Below are 19,862 nucleotides of genomic sequence, written 5' to 3' on the forward strand. Positions count from 1 at the left end.
CGCCGTGAAGGGCACGCCCGGACGTGCCGAGCGGGAAGCCATGCCGGAGGGGTGGACGCGCGCCCGGGTCTGACGACCCCTGAGGCCCTTGTGCTCGCGCGAATCGGGTCGAACTCCGGGCTCGCCTCAGTGCCGCCCCTCCGGTCAGGAGGGTCGTCGTGCCGGCAGCGCCGGTTCGCCGCGGCCCGACGCACGCCGACGATCCGCCCCGCCTCCGCCGGCCGCACACCCGGTCCTCGCTTCCGACGCGTGAGGTGAGGGCGGCGAGCGGAGAGCATCGGCTACCCCTGCCGCACGGGTCAGCCTCGCGGCCCCCGGGTTTCCTCCGCGCGGCGGAAGGCCTCGTCGCAGGGTCCCGTGGAGCGCCGGGCGACCAGGGTGGCGCGGTTCAGGAGGCCGCCGTTGTGCAGCTCCAGCCGCCAGGAGCCGCTGCTCAGGGCCACCGCCGGGACGGGGCCCCGGCCGCGGGCCCTGACCTGCCGGCCGCTTTCCTCCGACGCGGTCTCCAGGGCGGCCAGCCAGGCCGCGTCGGCGGGGCCGCCGCCGGTCCAGTCCGCGATGCAGTCGGCCGTCCCGCCCTCCTCGGCCGGCTGGACCGGGCCCGCGGCGATCCCGGCCGCCACCGAGGCGGCGGCGAGTTCCGCCGAGACCACGGCCCGCGAGGGTCGCCCGCGGCGCGGGGCGCAGCCTTCGTGGTCCTCGAGGACGACCCCGGAAGCCCCCGCGCGTTCCAGCGCTGAAACGTCACTGGTCACCGGGACCGGAGTCGACCCCCGCAGCCGGTCGCTCGGCGAGCCGGCTCGCCGAGCAGGAGGCTCATCTTCACGCCCCACCCGATGGAGCAGCAGGTGGGGTGGCCCGAGCGCTGCACCGGACGACCGTGGGCCCCGAGGCGCATGTCGGAGCACGACCTTGGGTGTCGGCCTGTCGGCCTGACGGCGCATGGAGTGGGCGGCAGGGGACACACGTACGGCAACCGGTCCGACATACAAGCAGTTCGGGCCGCCGCTGCGTTCACGAGGGAGGAACGGTCATGCCCCTGACTTTCCGTAAGAGCTTCAGGATCCTGCCCGGCGTCCGGCTCAACATCAACCGCAAGTCGTGGTCGATCACCACCGGTGGCAAGCACGGACCCCGCCGCACCCGGAGCAGCAACGGATCCCGCACCACGTCCATGAACCTTCCCGGTCCCTTCGGCTGGCGCAAGACCCGCCGCAGCTGAGGAGGTCCGTCCGCAGGGCCCGGGCACGACGGGGCTCTTGCGCGGAGAACCGTCGAGGGGCGGGTGCCGCCCTCGCCGCGGCCCTCGCGAACCGGCGACCGGGCCGCCCGCTCGGTCGTACGTCAGCGCGCGGTGACCGAATACGCGGCGAGCGCTCGGTTGTCGCGCGGCTTGGCAATGGCCCGGATGACGTCGGCCTGGCTCAGGACGAGCTGCCGCACCGGTTCGGGCAGCGCGGCCAGACGCTCCTTCCTTCCCAGCAGGTCGAGGCAAGCGGCGATCTCCCAGTCGCCGTCCTGAAGTTCCTGGGTGTCGACCGGCTCGCTGCCGTCGGCCGTCCAGCCGGTCTCCGGCAGGAGCCTCAGCAGGCCCTCACGGGAGAACGGTGTGCGGACGTTGCCCTGGCCGTGCGATCCCGCGGCCTCGATCTGTCCCTGGACCAGCACGGCGAGCAGGTGCGCCACCTGGTCGTCGGAGGCAGGCGTGAGGTCCCACTCCGTGAACCAGAGGCGCCGCGCCCAGGGTCGTACCCGGGCCAGCGTGTCTCGCAGTTGCCCGAGCGATGCGAAGTACCAGGAGCAATGCGCGAGCACCACGTGGTCGAAGGTGCTTCCGGGAAAGTCGACCGACGGGTCGAGGACGTCGGTGCCGAAGCGGAAGTCGATGCGTGGCCCGAGGGGGCCCGCCGCGAGCCGGGCCGCCGATTCTCCGATCGTGACCGGCGCCCCGTAAGAGGGAGGCGCCACGTCGACGGCCACTACGCGCCCTTCGGGGCCCACCGCCTCCGCGAGGACGGCGGTCATGTCGCCTTGGCCGCAGCCCACTTCGAGGACGGTTGAGCCTGGTGCGATGTGCCAGCTCGCCACGAGCGCGGCGCGGTGGCGAGTCTGGGACAGCTGGACGTCGGGGCTGTGGTCGGCGGCGGCCATGCCGGCCGCGAGGGAGGCGGCTTTGGCGAGGAGATCTGAGGGGGTCACAAGGTCCTTGGTGATACTCGACGGGTTCGGGCGGGCCGATGGTATGAGACGGGCGTGCAGCGGCGCCTCCGAATTCCTGGACATCGCCGGCACGAGCCGTCTGTCAACTGCCGCCGCGTCCACACCTGCGGACGGCCCGGCTCGATGCCCTGCGGCAGCAACGGCTCGAGCCGGGCCCACGGGCCGTTCGTCGGATCTCCACGCCCCACAACAGGTGATCAACAACGAACAAGATCCACCTTCGCAACAGACCCTAGTGCTCAGGCTCGGCGGCGTAGGACGTGAGGCGATCGGCGAGCGCGATGACGAGGTCCCGGAGTTCATCGGGACGCTCGATGACGAACGGCCGGTCGAGCGAGGCGAGTACCGGGGGCAACCAGTCGAGCCGCTCCGCCCGCAGCTCGACGCGCAGCCAGCGCTCGGTCGCGCGGTCCTCGCCTGCCGCGGATTCGTGTTCGTCCAGGCTCGCGACGCCGGCCGGAAGGCGGGCGCGGATCTGCTCGACCGTCCCGTGGACGCGCAAGGTCACCTCATGCCGGTATTCGGCCGTGGCGAATCCTGACAACACCCGCTGTGCCGGATCGGGACCCACGGGCGCTTCGAACGAGCCGGGCAGGGTCCGCGGGTCCGCGATGCGATCGAGCCGGAAGGTTCGGTCCTCGCCGATCCGGGCGTCGTTGCCCGTGACGTACCACCGGCCCGCATGGGCGACGATCCCGTACGCGTGCAGCGTGCGTTCGCTGCGCCGTCCGTCACGGTCGGTGTAACGGATCGAGACCGGTCGGTGGTGGCGCACCGCATCGGCGATCGTGAGGAGGACCCCAGCGTCCGGGGTGTCGAACTCGCCGGGCTGATCCGTGAACGCGAGAGCTTCCAGGAGCGTGTCGAGCCGACGGGCGAGGTGCTGGGGCAGCACCCGCCGGATCTTCGCCGACGCCGTCTCGCTCGCCGTGCGCCCCGTCGTCGTCAACCCCGCTCGGCGGCCCGCGACCAGGCCGAGAAGCACGGCCAGCGCCTCGTCGTCGCTGAGCATGAGCGGAGGCAAGCGGTACCCGGGAGCCAACCGGTACCCGCCGTAGCGGCCGCGCACCGATTCCACGGGCACGTCGAGGTCGATCAGCTGGTCCACATATCGGCGCACGGTGCGCCCTTCGACGCCGAGCCGGTCGGCGAGTTCCGCCACCGTCCGGGTGCCGCCCGACTGCAGCAGCTCCAGGAGTGTCAGCACACGGCCGGTCGGTCTGGGCATGATGGCAGCCTAGCTCGAATAGAGGACCGATTCTGTCCACTATTTCTCCTAGCCTGCGACGAGTACGCCTCCAGCACAGCCAAGGAGATTCCCATGCACTTCGTCTCGATCCGCATCATCACCGGCGACGTCGCACGCCTCGTCGACTTCTACGAGCGAGCCACAGGGGCGAGGGCGACGTGGGCCACCGAGGAATTCGCCGAACTCCGGACCTCGGGCGCCACCCTCGCGATCGCCGGCACCCGCACCGTCCCGCTGTTCGCCCCGGGCTCTGCCCGGCCGGCGGACAACCACAGCGTGATCACCGAGTTCCTCGTCGACGACGTGGACCGCGTTCACCGGAATCTGACCGGCCTCGTCACCGACTTCGTCAGCGAGCCCACCACGATGCCCTGGGGAAACCGGTCTCTGCTGTTCCGCGACCCCGACGGCAACCTCGTCAACTTCTTCACGCCCGTCACCCCGGAGGCCATCGAAAAGTTCGCCCGCTGATGTCACGCACAGCCCCTCACGGGTGAGCCCTGAGATCCCAGGGCTCCCGGTCCCACCTGCCGGCGAACCGGCCTATGGCAGCCTTACGACACCAGTTGACGAAGACACGGTGAGCTGTCGTTGCACGCCGAGTCCCGGTGCGGCATCGAGACGGGTGTAGAACTCTGTCGCGATGATCGACTCCCGCGCAGGAGCCGACAGGCGGGACAGGATTCCGGGAAGGGACCGCTGCCGTGCCACCTCAGTGCGGTGGGCCAAGATCGCGGCCATCTTCCGCTCCGACCAGGCGGTCACGTCGACCACCGCGGTGACGTGCTCGTCCGGCACGCTCAGCACCTTCTTCCCCACCGTCGTGAGGAGCGCGCCGAGCTCGCCCATCCCCGCGTGGGGGTGCGTGGCCGCGTACAGAGCAGCGGGCTGCCAGGGTGCGCCTGCCCGCGGATAGCGGTGTTCGAGGCCGGCGGCATGGAAGGCGATGACGGTGGCCTGGTGCGTGCGGACATGATCAGGGTGACCGGTCAGCTGCCCGTAGGCGTCGTGGGTGATGACGACGTGCGGCCTCGCAGCACGGATGTGCTCGACGATTCCCTCCACCACCTCGTCCAGCGGGGCGTCGCACAGCCGCGGCCGGCCGGGCGCGGAGTCGGGGACTCGAGCATCGGCGAAGCCGAGCATCCGTGGCTTCCCCGTCCCCAGGATGGCCAGGGCGTCGGCGAGTTCGTCGGCCCGGTGGCTGTCGGGGGCCCAGGTGGCGGTGACCACCGCGGTCGCCGCGCCTGCTGCCGCGTGCTGCGCGAGCACGCCGCCGGCCAGGAGGGATTCGTCGTCCGGGTGTCCGAAGACACCGAGAAGAGACGGCAGTGAGGAAGAACGGCTTGGTGACACGGTAGGTGGTGCCTTCCTGAAGGTTGAGGTTGTGGTGGAGACGCGCGGCCGGTGGAACATCTTCCTGCGCGTGGCCGGCGTCCGTGTAGGCCTGGAAATCGGCGGGCGTATGGTCGATGAGGAGTGTCGGAGCCCATGCCATCAGGCACTGCGCGCGGGGTACGTACGAACAGCGGTTGGATGGCTTGCTCGCGCTGTCGCGGCCGACCGGAAGCACCGAGGGGACGCCCTGGACCTCCCCGACGAGGCCACCACGGACGAGGGGCTCCACGCGTCGGAATCCACCGCCCGGACACGCGCCGGCTGACGGCCGCTCGGAGGGTTCCTCATCGCCGGTTCCTCATCGCCGGTTCCTCATCGCCAACCTGCCCTTGGCGTCGGCCGAGCGCCTGTTGAATGACGCTATGGACATCATCGAGGGCGGAATCGCGGCCGTAGCCGCCGGATTCAGCGGGTGGGCCGCTTTCGCTGCCATGAAGGCCGCGAAGTCGGCGGACCGCAACTCGCAGACGGCGAACCGGACCGCTGACCTCGCGTTCCGGACCGCCGAGTCGGTGGCGCAGATCGAGCGTGACCGTTGGCACCGCGAACTGACACCCAAGGTCGATTTCCGGGTGACCGAGGAACGCAGCTACGTGGAGCTGCTGATCCGGTACGGCGGGCCCTCGGCGCTCGGCAGGCTGACCTCCCTCGAGCTGCGCGTGCGCGACGATCGGGACCGCAGCCATGACCCGGTCCTGGGCGCTGGTCCGACCGCGGAGGAACGCGCCGACACGATTTTCGGCCCCTACCGATTCCAGTACTCCGCGAACGGCGCTGACGAGGTCGGTCGGAGCGTGGCGCCGATCTCGCTACCGCCGGGTGAGGAGTGCCGGCTGGCCTTGGAACCGACCAGGCCTCCCCAGTACTACGGCTTGGGGGCGGAGCACTGGGCGAGGAGGTGGCGCGACGCCGACCTCCGCCTGTGGGTCGATTGCCATGTCGACGGCCACAAGCCGTGGAACCTCACGGCGGAGGTACCGCAACCGCATGGCGAGTCTCCGTCGGGCCGGTGGACATCGGCAAGCTGAGCGGCCCGTTGTCGCCGCTGGTCGATCCGACCCTCCTCAGAGGCCGACAGGGAGCGCCGAGCCGGGGGCACGGAGCGCCCCCCATCTTCGAACATCCCACCGGTCCAAGGGTTTCCAAGCCTTGCCAGTGGCCGGTGGCTAATCTGACGGTATGACAGAGACTGCGCCCACCAACCGCTGCTACTGCGGCTGCCAGACCACCATCGGCTACGGACGCACCTTTGCCGCCGGCCATGACAAGATCGCCGAAGCCGCCTATCTCGCCGTCCACCACAACGGCTCGGTCGCCGACCTCCTCAGGGGCAAGGGCTACGGCCCCGACAACCCCGTCACCGACGCAGCCGTCGAAGCGGGCGCCTGGAAGAAGTGCGACCACTGCGACTACAAGGGCGCTCCCGACAGCATCCGCAACCACATGGCCAAGGTGCAGAAGGCTGAGAACACCCAGCGGGAGTCCCTGGAGAAGTCCGTACGCGCGCTCGGCGGAACCTGGGACCCCAGTCGCGGAATGCAGACCCTGCGAGACGCCGGTTACCACCCCTCCGAGAAGTACATCCGGGAGGTCTACCGACGACTGGCGGACAGTGGCCTGTTGGAGAAGGTGGATGAGCACCGGGCCATCTACTTCGTCATCGAGGAGTAGGGCCAGGAAGGCTGAAGAGTGCCCAGCGGGAAAACCACGACTACCCGGACACCGTAGCCCCGCCGACGTGCGTGGCTGCCGCGCGTCACAGATCTGCCACAGCCCACCCACACCGGGCCCGGAGCCGACACCATGACGCGATGCGCACACACCATACTGTCATCCTCCTCGCCGCCGCCGGCCTCCTCGCCCTCACCGGCTGCTCCGAGGCCGTCACCAGCGAGCCCAAGCCCGACGACAAGGTTGCCGCCTCACCGTCCGCATCGCAGTCGAGCATCGCCCCCGAAGCGCCCAGCTCCACAGCCGCAGCCGCAGGCATCCCGCCCAGCCCCGCCCCCGATCAGCGCGCCATCTACCTCGCCGCGCTCAACACGATCGACCCTGAGATCGTCAACGGCGACGACGACAAGGCCGTCAGCCGCGGGCTGAGTCAGTGCCAGTCCATGAAGGACGAGAAGGACCCGACCAAGCGCGTCGAGTCCACGAACCGTCGCTTCATCAGCCCCGACCACCCGGACGGCTTCGGCCCCACCAAGGCCGCCTTCATCCTCGCCGCCGTACAGACCAACCTCTGCCCCACGTACTGACGGAGCCACAGTCACCATGGTGCGGGTCGGCGCGGACAGGCCGCCCGGGACGGGGCCCCGATGCCGGCACCGACGGCATCGGGGGCGTCGAAGCCTTGGACGGGCCGACGCGCGGCCGCACCCACCCCGAGCGGATGGCCGCCCTCTGCCCGAACTGCCACGCCATGAAGTCCCGCGGCTCCGGCGTGCGGAACCATCAGAAACTTGACCGAAGGCCGAGGGCCACTAGGGTCGTGCCATCGAAGGTTGAGTGGCTGGGGCTTGGGAGCGGTGCGTGTCCTCGTTGGATGAGTTGCGGAACTTGCTGGGCGAGCCGGCCCACCGGCAGTCCCGCCCGGATGACTGGACCGAGGTCGAGCAACACGTCGGGTCCGCTCTCCCCAGTGACTTCAAGGAGTTCCTCAACGCCTACGGCAGCGGGGTCATCTCCGGCGAACTCGTCGTCTTCCACCCACGTGGAGCAAGCCCGCTGCTGGAGCGCATGCGCAAGACCCACGGGGTCTTCGCCGAGCGCCGAGACAGGGACCTGAGCCGTGGCGACTCCGAGCACACCCCGTACCCCTTCCACCCCGAGCCTGGTGGGTTGATCTCATGGGGATACGACTACAGCGGCGACGAGCACTTCTTCCTGCCCTGCGACCCGGATCCGGACCGATGGAAGATCGTCACGATGGCTCACGAGGAGGGCTGCCAGACCTTCGACGGCCCGTTCTCAGGCTTCGCCGTCGCGTTCGTGCGGCGGCTGCTCGATGTCGAGCGGTACCACGGCATCGAACCGGAAGCCCTGGAGTTCCTGGAGCCCGAGGACTTGGACGAATTGGTTGCCGCAGGAGAGATCGGCCCGGTCCGGCCGAGCTTCGAGCCGTGCTGAGGCAGACCCCTTCGCGCGCTCCGGCAGCGCGCCGACCGGGCCGAGCGACCGATGGGGCGTCAACGCCTCAGAGCGGAGTGATCACACGCAGGGGAGTGCCGGCAGGCTGTGAGGCGGTCTGCCGGACGGGCCCCTCGGGAGGTGGAAAGGGGAGACTGTGATGACCGTACTGACAGATGGTCAGGTGGTGCACGGTGCGGTATCCGGCCTGCCGGCGGCCGTTGAGTCATCGGCCCCGGGGGAGAACCCCGGCGAATATGGGCTGGCGGGGCTGATCGTCGAGGTCCTGGAGTCGGTGGGCTGGACCGCCTGCATGGTCGTGCTGGGCGTGCTGGTCACCCTCGCAGGGGCCGCGTGGATGTGGGGCCAGGCGCCGAAGGCCACCGGTAAGGAGAGACGCCGGATGCGCTAGGGCGGCGCCGTCCTTGCCGGGCCGAGCGCGTGATCTCGTTGAGCCGGTCGAACCACGTTGTGACTGTTCGGACTTCGGTGAGGCGGGTCACCGATAGCGGCGTCGTCACTAAGTGGCCGACGAGTCCGTGGCAGATCGGGCCTGAGCGCTGCGGCGCACCGGCTCGGCCAGTGCGGCAGCCCGTTCGGAGTTGTGCCGCACGACTGGCGGCCAGTCCTCGGGCAGCCGCCGGTCGTATGTCCCGCGGTCCACGTCGGCGAGCTGACGGCGAAGCCCCCGGCCTCCGCCGCGCCCCACAGCCTCGCCCGCCCGGCGAGCAGGGAGCGTCTCGCTTCGACTGCCCAGCGGGTGTCGACGGGTTGTGCGAGGACATCCGGGGCGCCCTCGACGACTGGGTGCCCCATGCTCGGCGTGCATGCCCGCGCCTGATCTCCGGACGCCAGAAGGGCCCGCGCGACCGGTCTGAGGTCGTGCGGGCCCTTGTGTTGTGCGGGTGGGAGGCGGGCCGGCTCATCTGGGGGCGCGGCCTCGCCTCCTGTCTCGGGGGTCTAGTAGCGGAGGTCCTTCTGTTCGGTGATCAGGCGTCCGGCGATGTGCAGGTTTCCGTCGGAGTCGAGCACCGCGATGATCTTCTTCGTCGAGCCGTGGTGGGTCGTGAAGTAGATCTTGTCCGCCTCCTGCGAGCTGGAGAGGTTCGAGTTCACGGACAGCTCGATGCTCACGGGGGAGCTGATGAGCACGTCCTTCTTGGGCGAGTTGGGGTAGACCTGGTTCTGCCGTAGCTTGACGCGGCCGTGGGTGTCCCCCTCTTCCCAGTCCGTCGCCACTCCGAGATCGATGTCAGCCATGTGACGTCCCCCTTCAGATCCGTGAATGGGTCTTCGGCTCGGGCCGCTGTGGAGCGCCCCGAACTGCGGCCGAATCTATGCGGACAGTGCATATGCCGTCACTCGGAGTTCTGCGCATGACTGGATTTCTGCCGAAACGGTCTTGAAACAGCGTTCAGACCGCTCAAGGGCTGAAACGTCCGGATATAGCAGTGACAGGTGAGGCCGCTGCTGCTCGCAGTCGAGTGGGCGCAGCCGGCGGGTCAGGCGTTCTCGGGAGCCATGGCGCCGATCATCTCTGCCAGCACGGTCCGCCGCTCCTCCCCCGGGCGGGGGCGGAGCGGACGGGCCAGGCGTGCGCTGTCGTAGTGCCAGCGGTGATCGAGGTCCTGGGCCACCGCTTCGGTGGTGCGGGACCGCGCCCCGGTGCCGAGCAGTTCCGTGAGGTCCTGCGCCAGATCGTGCCAGGACACGTGGCCGCTGCACGCGTTGGCGACCCCGTGCACGGGCCGGTCCAGGCATGCGACCACCGCACGGGCCAGGGCGGCGGCGTGTACCCAGGCGGCTCCGTACCAGTCGTGGCCGTCGGTGCCGGGACACGGCAGGTCGATCGGGTGGCCCTGGCGGGCGGCCTGGTAGAGCGTGCCGATGGCGCCCCAGCGCAGCTGTTCGCGCAGCCGGTCGTGCGCGCCCCAGACGATCGGTGAGCGTACGGCGCTCGCACCACCACGCCCCTCGGTGCCCGCGGCACGCAGCAGCATGGCCTCGCAGTCGAGCTTCGTCCTGCCGTACGGGCTCACGGGCTCGTGGGACGGTGCCTCCTCGGCGACCCGGTCCGTGGCGGGATGACCGTAGGCGTCGACGCTGCTGACGAAGACGAAGGGGCCGCGCCGCCAGGCGTCGACCATCGTCTCCATCGCCGCCCTGTCGATGTCGTGCCGGGTGAAGGTGCAGGCGGCGTGGACGACCGCGTCCGCCCGCGCCACGGCGTCCCGCAGTCCGGCCAGGTCGGAGAGGTCGCCCTCGATGACGTCGACGCCCTCGGTGGCGATCAGATGGGCGGACTCGGGCCGGGCCAGCGCGAGCACGGGGCGGCCCTGCGCGACGAGTTCACGTACGACGAACGCGCCCACGCCACCGGTCGCGCCGGTCACCAGCACCGTGCCCGGGCGGACGTCGCGGGAGCGCGGAGCCGGCCTGCTCGCGGTCTTCGCGGCGCTCTGCAGCGCCGCCCGTTCGTCGAGGAGTGCGGTCAGGGCCCGCGGTGTGCGGGCCTGGAGCACGTCGAGGCCGGTGAGCGGCAGTCCGAGGTCCGTACGCAGCCGCTCGGCGAGCTGAACGGCCTTCAGCGAATGGCCGCCGAGGGCGAAGAAGTCGTCGTCCGGCGACGGCGCGATGCCGAGGACCTCGGTGAAGGTCTCCGTGACGGCATCGGCCGTGGGGCCGGTGGGGCCCGTGGGGGCGCCCGGCGCGGACGGCGCGGACGGCGCGGACGGCTCGGGCAGTCCGGGGAGCCGGGCGTGGTCGAGCGGGCCGGCGGTCGTGCGGGGCAGCGCGTCGAGGAGCGTGACCGAGGCGGGCACGGCCTCGGGTGCGAGCGAGCGGCGCAGCAGGCCCAGCAGTTCGTGGCCCGACGTGCCGACGCTGTCGTGGAGGACGGCGTAGGCCAGGGGCGGTCCCTGGTCGGGCCGGACCACGGTGGCGTCGGCGACGCCCGGGTGGGCACGCAGGGCCTGCGCGGCGGGGTGGCGGTCGCCTTCCGGCGCGTCCCGCCGGTCGCCTGCCGGAACCGCTCCGTCCCCGGCGCCCTCCGCAACGGCGCCCTCCTGGTCGCCGCCGCGGGCGCCCTCCGTGCCGGCTCCGGCCCGTGCACCGCAGGCGCTCTCGACCGGGCCGGGAAGCGCGAGCGTGCTCAGAGCGCGTTCCGGGTCGGCCGCGACCGCGTGGAGCAGGTCGGCGTAGTCCCTCAGGGCCGCTTCCGCCACGCCGTCGTCCAGCGCGTTCGGGTCGTACTGGACCAGCGCCCGGGGCTGTACTGCCCCGTCGCCGGGTACCAGGCCGTAGGACAGGGTGAACTTCGCGCCGTCGGAGGGTACGTCGACGTACTCGGCCGACGTACCCGGCAGCCGCAGGACGGTCGGCTCGCCGAGGACGTCGGAGGTGACGCGGACCAGCGCGGTGCCGTCCGCGCCGCGGGCTCCGGCGCCAAGGCGTTCGAGGACCAGGTCGAAGGGGACGTGCCGATGGCGCTGGGCCTCGAGGAGTGCGTCGCGCACGCGCCGCAGCAGCTGGGCGAAGGTCGGGTCGCCGGAGGCGTCGACCCGTACGGGCAGGGTGTTGACGCACAGGCCGACCAGACCGCGCATGGCGGTTCCGCTGCGGTGGGTGCCCGCCACGCCGATGACGAGGTCGTCGTCGCCGGTGAGGCGGTGCAGTGCGGCGAAGGCCGCGGTGAGCGATACCGCGAAGAGGGTGGCCTGCCGCTGTGCACCCAGCGCCCGCAGGGCGTCGGGCACGGCGGGCTCCAGCGGCACGCCGCGCGCGGCTCCGGGACGTACGGACGACCGCGGCGCCGCCGCCGCGGGCCGGGGCAGGCGCGGCGGGACGGCGTCGGCCAGCAGGTCGCTCCAGCGGTCCAGTTCCGCCGCGAAGCCAGGCAGGTCCTCGTGCTCGCGGCGCGCGTGGTCGGCGTACTGGGGCGGTGCGGGCAGTGTGGTGGGGCCGTTCCCGTCGGTGGCTTCCGCGTAGAGGACGGCGAGTTCGTCGGCCACGGTCTCCAGCGAGGCCCCGTCCACGGCGATGTGGTGGAACGTCAGCAGCACGGTGTGGTTACGCGGGCCGTGGCGCAGGACCAGCGCCCGTACGGCGTCGCCCGCGGCGAGGTCGAACGGCCGGGCCGTCTCGCGCCGCAGCAGCCCCGGGGCGTTCGCCGGGTCGGTGTCGACGACGTGTACGGGGATCGTCCGTGGCGTCGGGAGGACCTCCTGGTAAGGCTCGCCGTCGCGCTCCGTGTAGCGGGTGCGCAGGATGGCGTGCCGGGCCACCAGCCGGGTGAGGGCGGTGGCGAGGGCGGACACGTCGAACGGGCCGCGCACCCGGGTGGCGAACGGTACGTGATACGAGTCGCCCGCTCCGCCGAGCCGTTCCATCAGCCACATGCGCCGCTGGGCGCGGGACAGGGGGACGACGCCCGCGGCCGGCCGGGCGGCGGTTGCGGATGCGGCGGTGTCCTGCGGTGCCCGACCGTCGTCGACGGCGCCCGCGGCGCCGGTGGGCCCGTCCGTCGTCCGCCGGGCTTTCCCGGCGCGGGCCCGGCGCAGCAGCTCCTGCTGGAGCTGTTCCTCGCGGTTGCGGGCCGCGGAGTCGGTGTCAGTGGACATCGCTGTGCTCCGGGGTCTCGGGGTGGGGGTCCTCGGGGTGGACGTCTTCGGGATGGAGGTCTTCGGGGTGGAGGTCTTCGTGCGCGGCCATCAGCAGGCGTTCGACCAGTGCGGCCTGCGCGGCGACGGTCGGGGCGGCGAAGAAGTCGGCGAGGGAGAGTTCCACTCCGAGCTCCTCGCGGAGGTCGTCGGTGACGGCGAGGGCGAGGAGGGAGTGGCCGCCGACGAGGAGGAACTCGGTGTCGGCGCGGGTGACCTCGATGCCCAGTGCCTGGCTCCACACCTCGGCGACGGCCTGTTCCAGTGGTGTCATCCGGACCGCCGGCGCGTCGGCGGACCGGCCCTCGGTGGCGTGCGCCCGCCCGGAGAGGGCACGCCGGTCGACCTTGCCGGCCGGGGTGAGGGGCAGACGCCCCAGCAAGGTGACCGTGTCGGGGACGAGATGGCCCGGCAGGACGGCGGTGAGCCGCTCGCGCAGCGCCGTGCCGTGCGGGACGTGCCCGGGCGCGGCGACGACGAACGCGACGAGGCGCGCCTCGGGGGTGCCGGCGCCGTCGACGGTGACGGCGGCGTCGTCCACGTCCGGCTGCTCGCGCAGGGCGTGTTCGACCTCGGCGGGTTCGATGCGGAAGCCGCGCACCTTGACCTGGTCGTCGTTGCGGCCGTGGAACTGGAGGATGCCGTCGGTCCGGAGGGAGACGATGTCGCCCGTACGGTAGAGCCGCCCGGTGGCGGCCCGCTCGACGAACCGCTCGGCGGTGAGTTCGGGCAGGCCCGTGTACCCGTGGGCGAGCCGGCTGCCGCCGATCCACAGTTCGCCCCGGTCGCCGTCGTCCACCGGGTGACCGTGGGCGTCCAGGACGTGCGCCGTGGCCCCGGCCATGGGCCGGCCGATCGGGACGGGCCCCTCGCAGTCCCGTGCGGTGACCCGGTGGGCGGTCGCGAAGGTGGTCGTCTCGGTGGGCCCGTAACCGTTGACGAGTTCCAGCCAGGGGAAGGCGGTGAGCACCTCGCGGGCTTGTGCGGCGGCCATCGCCTCGCCGCCCACGACGACCGAGCGGAGCTGGGCGAAGACGCGGGAACGGCGGGCGGCCAACTGGTGGAAGAGGGCCGTGGTGAAGAACGCCACGGTCACGCCGTGCCGCTCCACGTGCCGGGCCAGGTCCTCCAGGGAGGGCCGCTGCTCGGTGCAGACGACGACGGCCGCGCCGTTGGCGAGCGCGACCCAGACTTCGAACGTCGAGGCGTCGAAGGTCATCGGGGAGTGGAACAGGACGCGGTCGCGGCCGGAGACGGTGACGTAGTCCGGTGCCGTGACCAGCTCGGCGATGGCCCCGTGCGGCACGAGGACGCCCTTGGGGCGACCGGTGGAACCGGAGGTGAACATGATGAAGGCCGGGCTGTCGGCGTCGGACGCGTCGAGCGGCCGACCGGTCGTCAGCGGAGCCTCGGGCAGGGCGAGGACGGGGCCGGGCAGGGTCGCCGCGTCCAGCAGCTTCGCGTCGCCGACGGTGAGCGTCACCTCCGCGTCGGCGATCATCGCCTCGGTGCGCGGGCGCGGCTGGGCGGGATCGAGCGGTACGCAGACGGCACCGGCCAGCCACAGGCCGAGCTGCGCGACGATCGTGCGGGACGACCGCGCCGTCAGGAGCGCCACCCGGTCGCCGCGCTCGACCCCGTGCTCGCGCAGGTACGCCGCGAGGGCGCGGCCGGCGCCGAGGAGACGACCGTAGGTGAGGGTGGTGTCGCCGTCGACCACGGCGAGGGCGTCGGGGGTGCGTTCGGCGTGCCGCGCGACGAGCGCGGGCAGGGCGGTGGCCGGCGCCGACGGCCGGACGGGCGCGCCGACGGCCGCGGCCGGCGGCGGCACGGGGGTGCCGCGCGCCGGGTCGGCGGGCAGCGGGGTGACGGTGGTCATGTCAGGTTCCTTCCGGGCGCGCGGTCAGGCGCTGGTCGAGGAGGGCGGCGAAGGCGCGCAGGTCCGTGCTGCGCAGCAGCTCGGGCGCGCGCAGGCGCACTCCCGTCTCGCGTTCGACGGTCGCCAGCAGCCGTGCGGCGACCACGGAGGTGCCGCCGGCGTCGGTGAAGTGGTCGCCGAGACCGGTGTCGGGCCGGCCGAGGAGGTCGCGCACCGTCGTCAGCACGAGCCGTTCGGCGGCGGTGACGGCAACGACCGCGTCCGCACCGGTGCCGGCCGCGGCCTCGGCGGGATCGCCCGAAGCGGCGGCCAGGGGCGATTGCGGCGCCTGGGCCCGAGCCGCCTGGGACCGAGCCGCCAGGGCGAGGCGGTCCACCTTGCCGTTGGCGTCGAGCGGGAAGCCGTCGACGATCCGTACGGCGGTGGGAACGGCCTGCTCGGGGAGCCAGGACCGGACCGCGTCGAGGAGGTCCCCGGCCGCGGGTTCGGCGCCGTCGGTGGGCCGTACGTGGGCGACGAGGCGGCCGTGGCCGGAGCTGTCGCGCAGGACGGTGACGACAGCGGTGCGTACCCGGGGATCCTGCTCGAAGGCGGCCTCCACCTCGGCCGGTTCGATCCGGACTCCGCTGATCTTCACCTGGTCGTCGAGGCGGCCGAGGAAGTCCAGGCTGCCGTCGGTGTTCATCCGTACCCGGTCGCCGGTGCGGTAGAGCCGCTCGACGGCGGTCAGCTCCGCGTCCGGCACCGGCGCGGTGAACCGGCGTGCGGTGAGCTCGGGGTCGAGATACCCCAGTGCCAGGCAGTGGCCTCCGACGCGCAGTTCGCCCTCCTGCCCGCGGGCGACGGGGCGGCCCTCTTCGTCCGTGACGACGAGGGTGACGCCCGGCAGCGCGGTGCCGATGGGCGGCGGGGTCCGGTCCCCGGCCTCCGGATCGGTGCCGCGCATGGTGTGGGTGGTGGTGACGACGGTGGCTTCCGCGGGGCCGTAGGCGTTGTGGACGGTGGCGGTGACATCGGCTCCGGGGCGGCGGCGCATGCGGTCGCCGCCGACGACGAGATGCCGCAGCTTCAGGTCCTGCGGCCACGGGCGGTCCAGGAGCGGCTCGACGGTGGGGGTGGCCGCCACGGCGTGGGTGAGGGCGGTGTCGCGCCACCAGTCGGTGAGGACGCGGCTGTCCCAGCGGGTGTCGTCCGGTGCGGGGACGAGGGCGGCGCCGGAGGTGAGGGCCGCCCACAGTTCCAGCAGGTGCGGGTCGAACGCGACGCCGATGAGCAGGGACTGGCGGTCGCCGGGGGCGAGGCCGGTCTCGGAGCGGTACCAGTCGAGGGCGACGGAGAGCGAGGACTCGGCCACGGCGACCGCCTTGGGGCGGCCGGTGGAACCGGAGGTGAGGACGGCGTACAGGGCGCCTTCGGGGGCGCGCCGGGTGCCGGGGACGGAGTCCGCGACGGCCGCCACGGCGACGGCGGGGGCGTTGACTCCGTCCGTGGGCAGCGCGAGCGGGAGGTGTTGCCCGCCGCGGTGCTCCTCGGGCAGCACACCGGGGTCGCCGATGAGGCAGGCGACGTCGAGGTCCTCGGTGACGGCCTGGATACGGCGTTCGCCGGGCCGGGGGCCGAGGGGCAGGTAGACGGCGCCGAGCCGGGCGAGCGCGACGGCGGTCACCACCAGGGCGGTGGACCGGTCGAGGCAGACGCCGACGAGGTCGCCGGGCCGGACCCGGTCCGCCAGGTCGGCGGCGACCAGCGCGGCCGCCGCGTCGAGGTCCCGGTAGGTCCAGATCCGCGTGCCGTCGATCACGGCCGGGGCCTGCGGGGTGTTCCGGGCCCAGTCCTCGAAGCGGGCGAGGACCCGGGTCGGTTCGGCGCAGGGGCCGTGGGCGACGCTCGGCGCGGAGCCGGCGGGGGCGGAGTCGACGCCGGTGGCGCGGGCGGTGCCGTGGGCGGGGTCGAGGGCGGGGTCGAGGGGCAGGGCGGGGGCGGCGGGCGCGGCCGGGGACTGGATCATCACGACTCCGTGGAGGGGGCGGTGGTGGCGAGGGCATCGGCCTGGTCGGCGAGCACGGGGTTGCGGAAGAGGATCCGCAGCGGCGGCCGGGTTCCCAGCCGGGGCTCGAGCCAGGCGGCCAGCTCGGCGGCCAGCAGGGAGTGGCCCCCGCTGTGGAAGAAGTGGGAGCGGGCGTCGAAACGGCTGTGGCCGAGGACCTCGCGCCAGCCTTCGGTGAGCAGCGCCGTCATGGGGTCGTCGGACCCGGTGGTGGCCGCGGGCTCGGGCTCGGGGTCGGCGTCGGTCCGGGCGCCGGGGGCGCCTTCGGTGCCGGTGCCGGGCCCGGCAGCCGTGTCGGCGTCGAGCGCCGCCGCACACCGGGACAGAGCCGTACGGTCGGGCTTGCCGCCGGCGAGGGTCGGCATGACGTCCAGCCGTACCCAGCGGGCGGGCACGAGGGGGCCGGGCAGCCGGCCGCTCAGCTCGGCGTGCAGCGCCTTCTCGTCGAAGTCCGCGTCGTCGGCCCCGGCTTCGAGGAACCCGACGAGCCGGGGCCCGCCGGAGCCCTCCCGGTCCAGTACGACGGCGCAGGACCGACCGCCCAGGACCGCGGACGCGGCCGCCTCGATCTCCTCCAGCTCGATGCGGTGGCCGCGCAGCTTGATCTGGTTGTCGCGGCGCCCGAGGAAGTGGAGCAGGCCGTCGAGGCCGCGGTATCCGAGGTCGCCGGTGAGGTAGACGCGCTGTCCGCCGGCCGCGTCGAGGGTGACGAACCGGGCGGCCGTCGCCTCCGCGTTGCCCGCGTAGCCCTCGGCGAGACCGGGGCCGGCGACGGCGAGTTCACCGACCGCGCCGGACGGCAGAGGACGGTGGTGGGCGTCGAGGACGTGGATCCGCTCGCCCGGGAGCTCGGTGCCCAGGGGGATCTCGGCGCCCGCGGCGAGGGCGTCGCGGGAGACCTCGTGGACGGTCGAGCTGATGGCCGCCTCCGTGACGCCGTACACGTTGAGCACGGTGGCGTCGGTGTCGGCGAGGACGCCGCGCAGTGCCTCGACGGGGAGGCGCTCCCCGCCGAGGACGACGAGCCGGGGCGCCCAGCTCTCGTCCCGCAGTACGGGGCGGAGGTCCTCGCGGGTGGCGAGGAAGTAGCTGGTGGGCAGGTTGGCGACGGTGACCCGGGCGGACACCAGCGCCTCGGCGAGCTCCGCGCCCGTGGGCACCTCGTACTCGGGCAGGACCAGGCACGCACCGGCGTACAGGGCCGGCAGCACCTCTTCGAGCGCGACGTCGAAGGACGGCTGGGCGAACATCAGCACCCGGTCCGAGGTGGTGAGGCCGAAGCGGTCGGCGGTCGCCGTCAGGTGGTGCACCAGCGCCGCGTGGCCGACGGCGACCGGCTTGGGCGTGCCGGTGGAGCCGGAGGTGTGGATGACGTACGCGGTACCGGGGAGTTCGGTGGTTCCGTGGGCCGGGGGCAGGACCGGGGCGTCGATCCGGGCGGTCGGCAGTCCTTGCGGCAGGGCCGGGGTGCCGTCACCGGTGAGGACCAGCGCCGGGGCGAGCCGCTCCAGCAGCAGGCCGAGCCGGGCCGGCGGATCGGACGGGGAGAGCGGGCAGTAGACGGCGCCGGTCCGCAGGCACGCGAGCAGGGCGACGAGGGAGTCGGTGCCCCGGGGCAGTACGACGGCCACCGGACGGCCGGGCGTGACGCCGGCGGTGCGCAGCCGCTCGGCGAGGGAGCCTACGCGCTCGTCCAGTTCGCCGTAGGTGAGCCGGCGGGCGCCGCACAGCAGCGCCGGCTGTGACGGGTGCCGCCCGGCGACGGGATCCAGCGGATCACGGTCGGCGGGGACGGGCACGGGCTCGGCGGCCGGCTCGACGACGGTGGGATCCAGGTCGGCCAGCGGGGTCTCGGGGCTCTCGAGGTAGGCGCGCAGCAGGTCCAGGAAGCGGCCGGACAGCAAGCGGGCGACGTCCTCGCCGAACAGGTCCATGTCGTAGTCCCAGACCAGGGTCATACCGGGCGAGCCGTGGCGCGTGGTGACGCCGCGCCGGTCGTCCGGGAGCAGGACCACGTCGAGGTCGAAGCGGGTGGTGCCGGTGTTGAAGCCCTCGAAGAGGGTGATGTCGAGGCCGGGTACGTCGATCTCGGGCAGCGGCGCGTCGTGGGCGCTGAACATGACCGAGAAGAGGGGGTTGTCGGCGCCGGAGGTGTGCATGCCCAGGGCCCGGGTCAGCTCCTGGACCGGTACGTCCTGGTGCGGAAGCGCCCGGATGAGGGTGTCGGTGACCTCGTCCATGGTGTCCTGGGCGGGTGCCGCGCCGTCCAGGACGAGCGGCAGCGGGATGGTGTTGACGAACATGCCCACGGCGTCCTCGTAGCCGAGGGGGCGGTTGCCGACGGCGGTGCCGATGACCATCCGGGAGCGGCCGCTGTGCCGGCGCAGGAGCTCGGCGAACAGCCCCAGGAGCGTGGAGAAGGGGGTGAGACCGCGTGAACGGGCGTGCCCGCGCAGGCGTTCGGCGAGATCGGCGCCGATCGTCTGGCGCAGCTGTCCGCCGTGGTGCTTGCGGCGGGCACCGGGGCGGGTCAGGCCGGGCAGCGGCAGGTCGTGCTGCTGGTCGCGCAGTTCGGCCCGCCAGAAGTCGAGGGATCCGGGGGCGTACGCGGCCTCGGCGCGCTCCTGGACGTGGTCCGCGTACGAGGAGGCGGGCGGGAGCTGGAGGGTCTCGCCGAGGACGTGGGCGCGGTAGACGCGGAAGACGTCGTCGAGCAGGATCGCGAAGGAGTGCCCGTCGTGGATCAGGTGGTGCTCGACGTGGATCAGCCGGTGGTGGCGCTCGGCCAGGCGCACGAGCGTCCAGCGGATCAGCGGCGCCTCGAACGTGTCGAGCGGTGTCTCGGCCTCGGTGCGCAGGAGGCGCGCGAAGGCCGCCTCGGGATCCGCTTCCGTGCCGAGGTCGGTCGTGCGCAGCCTCGGCGCACACGCTCGGGCGACCCGCTGCGCCGGTACGGAACCGGCGGAGGCGACGAGTTCGAGCCGCAGGCCGGGGTGGCGGGCGAGGGTGGCTTCGAGACCCAGGCGCAACGCGTCGGTGTCGAGCGTGCCCCACAGGTCCAGTGAGGCGGTGAAGTTGTAGGCGCGACTGCCGGGCTGCATCTGCTCGTGCAGCCAGACGATCTCCTGCGAGGAGGAGAGGGGAAGCATGGGCGATCCCTGAGGTTGTGGGTCGGTGACCGGTGCCGGGTCACGGTCGTGTCCGGCGGTCGTGCGGACGGCGTCGCGGGTCGCGCGGTGCCGCTTTCTGCGTGGGGGGATGCCATGGGGGGAAGTCGTGGGG

General features: G+C 72.8%; 16 protein-coding genes. 7 read left to right on the forward strand and 9 right to left on the reverse strand.

Going from position 1 to position 19,862, the window contains the following annotated elements:
* Positions 1 to 299: 299 nt before the first annotated feature.
* Complete coding sequence (locus ACGFYY_RS16035; RefSeq protein ID WP_393709809.1) at positions 300 to 755, reverse strand: hypothetical protein; 456 nt, start codon at positions 753 to 755, stop codon at positions 300 to 302.
* Between the two features lie 278 nt (positions 756 to 1,033).
* Here ACGFYY_RS16035 and ACGFYY_RS16040 point away from each other — a divergent pair, with 278 nt between their 5' ends.
* Positions 1,034 to 1,222, forward strand: a complete 189-nt coding sequence (locus tag ACGFYY_RS16040) for a DUF4236 domain-containing protein (protein WP_030390221.1) — start codon at positions 1,034 to 1,036, stop codon at positions 1,220 to 1,222.
* A gap of 122 nt (positions 1,223 to 1,344) precedes the next feature.
* On the opposite strand, the gene ACGFYY_RS16045 is transcribed toward ACGFYY_RS16040, so the two are convergent.
* Together ACGFYY_RS16045 and ACGFYY_RS16050 are read right to left on the reverse strand one after the other, a co-directional pair.
* Positions 1,345 to 2,151 (reverse strand): methyltransferase domain-containing protein, encoded by an 807-nt coding sequence (locus ACGFYY_RS16045; RefSeq protein ID WP_393709967.1) that lies wholly within the window; start codon positions 2,149 to 2,151, stop codon positions 1,345 to 1,347.
* Between the two features lie 301 nt (positions 2,152 to 2,452).
* Complete coding sequence (locus ACGFYY_RS16050) at positions 2,453 to 3,448, reverse strand: helix-turn-helix transcriptional regulator (RefSeq protein ID WP_393709811.1); 996 nt, start codon at positions 3,446 to 3,448, stop codon at positions 2,453 to 2,455.
* A gap of 93 nt (positions 3,449 to 3,541) precedes the next feature.
* Here ACGFYY_RS16050 and ACGFYY_RS16055 point away from each other — a divergent pair, with 93 nt between their 5' ends.
* Positions 3,542 to 3,940, forward strand: a complete 399-nt coding sequence (locus tag ACGFYY_RS16055) for a VOC family protein (protein ID WP_393709813.1) — start codon at positions 3,542 to 3,544, stop codon at positions 3,938 to 3,940.
* Positions 3,941 to 4,012: 72 nt separating this feature from the next.
* On the opposite strand, the gene ACGFYY_RS16060 is transcribed toward ACGFYY_RS16055, so the two are convergent.
* Positions 4,013 to 4,825, reverse strand: coding sequence for a PIG-L family deacetylase (locus ACGFYY_RS16060; RefSeq protein WP_393709815.1), 813 nt, complete (start codon positions 4,823 to 4,825; stop codon positions 4,013 to 4,015).
* A 404-nt stretch (positions 4,826 to 5,229) separates the two neighbouring features.
* Between ACGFYY_RS16060 and ACGFYY_RS16065 the strand changes: the two genes are divergently transcribed.
* The 5 genes from ACGFYY_RS16065 to ACGFYY_RS16085 all read left to right on the forward strand — a co-directional run bounded on the left by ACGFYY_RS16065 (position 5,230) and on the right by ACGFYY_RS16085 (position 8,408).
* Positions 5,230 to 5,895, forward strand: a complete 666-nt coding sequence (locus ACGFYY_RS16065) for a hypothetical protein (RefSeq protein WP_393709818.1) — start codon at positions 5,230 to 5,232, stop codon at positions 5,893 to 5,895.
* 151 nt (positions 5,896 to 6,046) lie between these two features.
* Complete coding sequence (locus ACGFYY_RS16070; RefSeq protein WP_393709820.1) at positions 6,047 to 6,538, forward strand: hypothetical protein; 492 nt, start codon at positions 6,047 to 6,049, stop codon at positions 6,536 to 6,538.
* 140 nt (positions 6,539 to 6,678) lie between these two features.
* Positions 6,679 to 7,125 carry a DUF732 domain-containing protein gene (locus ACGFYY_RS16075; RefSeq protein WP_393709822.1) on the forward strand — a complete coding sequence of 149 codons (447 nt, stop codon included), beginning with the start codon at positions 6,679 to 6,681 and terminating at the stop codon, positions 7,123 to 7,125.
* A gap of 274 nt (positions 7,126 to 7,399) precedes the next feature.
* Positions 7,400 to 7,996 (forward strand): SMI1/KNR4 family protein, encoded by a 597-nt coding sequence (locus ACGFYY_RS16080; protein ID WP_393709824.1) that lies wholly within the window; start codon positions 7,400 to 7,402, stop codon positions 7,994 to 7,996.
* A gap of 160 nt (positions 7,997 to 8,156) precedes the next feature.
* A complete protein-coding gene (locus tag ACGFYY_RS16085) occupies positions 8,157 to 8,408 on the forward strand; it encodes a hypothetical protein (protein WP_393709826.1) in 252 nt (83 codons plus the stop codon).
* 548 nt (positions 8,409 to 8,956) lie between these two features.
* On the opposite strand, the gene ACGFYY_RS16090 is transcribed toward ACGFYY_RS16085, so the two are convergent.
* From ACGFYY_RS16090 to ACGFYY_RS16110, 5 genes are all read right to left on the reverse strand, one after another.
* Entirely contained in the window at positions 8,957 to 9,256 is a 300-nt protein-coding gene (locus ACGFYY_RS16090; RefSeq protein ID WP_365280063.1) for a DUF6342 family protein, read from the reverse strand.
* Between the two features lie 242 nt (positions 9,257 to 9,498).
* The gene (locus tag ACGFYY_RS16095; protein ID WP_393709828.1) at positions 9,499 to 12,615 is read right to left on the reverse strand and encodes a condensation domain-containing protein; all 3,117 of its coding nucleotides are present in this window, start codon (positions 12,613 to 12,615) and stop codon (positions 9,499 to 9,501) included.
* The gene (locus tag ACGFYY_RS16100) at positions 12,605 to 14,533 is read right to left on the reverse strand and encodes a non-ribosomal peptide synthetase (protein ID WP_393709830.1); all 1,929 of its coding nucleotides are present in this window, start codon (positions 14,531 to 14,533) and stop codon (positions 12,605 to 12,607) included. The genes ACGFYY_RS16095 and ACGFYY_RS16100 overlap by 11 nt, the downstream gene beginning before the upstream one ends.
* A 1-nt stretch (position 14,534) precedes the next feature.
* The gene (locus ACGFYY_RS16105) at positions 14,535 to 16,541 is read right to left on the reverse strand and encodes a non-ribosomal peptide synthetase (protein WP_393709832.1); all 2,007 of its coding nucleotides are present in this window, start codon (positions 16,539 to 16,541) and stop codon (positions 14,535 to 14,537) included.
* A complete protein-coding gene (locus tag ACGFYY_RS16110) occupies positions 16,541 to 19,729 on the reverse strand; it encodes an amino acid adenylation domain-containing protein (protein WP_393709834.1) in 3,189 nt (1,062 codons plus the stop codon). The genes ACGFYY_RS16105 and ACGFYY_RS16110 overlap by 1 nt, the downstream gene beginning before the upstream one ends.
* Between the last annotated feature and the right edge of the window lie 133 nt (positions 19,730 to 19,862).

It is taken from the genome of Streptomyces sp. NPDC048331 (assembly GCF_043201215.1).
Taxonomy (GTDB): domain Bacteria; phylum Actinomycetota; class Actinomycetes; order Streptomycetales; family Streptomycetaceae; genus Streptomyces.

What these genes read in the sequence shown, in the direction of transcription:
- ACGFYY_RS16045 (WP_393709967.1), bottom strand. Translation starts at nt 2,151, where the DNA reads ATGGCCGCCGCCGACCACAGCCCCGACGTCCAGCTGTCCCAGACTCGC.
- ACGFYY_RS16055 (WP_393709813.1), top strand. Translation starts at nt 3,542, where the DNA reads ATGCACTTCGTCTCGATCCGCATCATCACCGGCGACGTCGCACGCCTC.
- ACGFYY_RS16100 (WP_393709830.1), bottom strand. Translation starts at nt 14,533, where the DNA reads ATGACCACCGTCACCCCGCTGCCCGCCGACCCGGCGCGCGGCACCCCC.
- ACGFYY_RS16110 (WP_393709834.1), bottom strand. Translation starts at nt 19,729, where the DNA reads ATGCTTCCCCTCTCCTCCTCGCAGGAGATCGTCTGGCTGCACGAGCAG.
- ACGFYY_RS16070 (WP_393709820.1), top strand. Translation starts at nt 6,047, where the DNA reads ATGACAGAGACTGCGCCCACCAACCGCTGCTACTGCGGCTGCCAGACC.
- ACGFYY_RS16040 (WP_030390221.1), top strand. Translation starts at nt 1,034, where the DNA reads ATGCCCCTGACTTTCCGTAAGAGCTTCAGGATCCTGCCCGGCGTCCGG.
- ACGFYY_RS16050 (WP_393709811.1), bottom strand. Translation starts at nt 3,448, where the DNA reads ATGCCCAGACCGACCGGCCGTGTGCTGACACTCCTGGAGCTGCTGCAG.
- ACGFYY_RS16065 (WP_393709818.1), top strand. Translation starts at nt 5,230, where the DNA reads ATGGACATCATCGAGGGCGGAATCGCGGCCGTAGCCGCCGGATTCAGC.
- ACGFYY_RS16085 (WP_393709826.1), top strand. Translation starts at nt 8,157, where the DNA reads ATGACCGTACTGACAGATGGTCAGGTGGTGCACGGTGCGGTATCCGGC.
- ACGFYY_RS16090 (WP_365280063.1), bottom strand. Translation starts at nt 9,256, where the DNA reads ATGGCTGACATCGATCTCGGAGTGGCGACGGACTGGGAAGAGGGGGAC.
- ACGFYY_RS16075 (WP_393709822.1), top strand. Translation starts at nt 6,679, where the DNA reads ATGCGCACACACCATACTGTCATCCTCCTCGCCGCCGCCGGCCTCCTC.
- ACGFYY_RS16105 (WP_393709832.1), bottom strand. Translation starts at nt 16,541, where the DNA reads ATGATCCAGTCCCCGGCCGCGCCCGCCGCCCCCGCCCTGCCCCTCGAC.
- ACGFYY_RS16095 (WP_393709828.1), bottom strand. Translation starts at nt 12,615, where the DNA reads ATGTCCACTGACACCGACTCCGCGGCCCGCAACCGCGAGGAACAGCTC.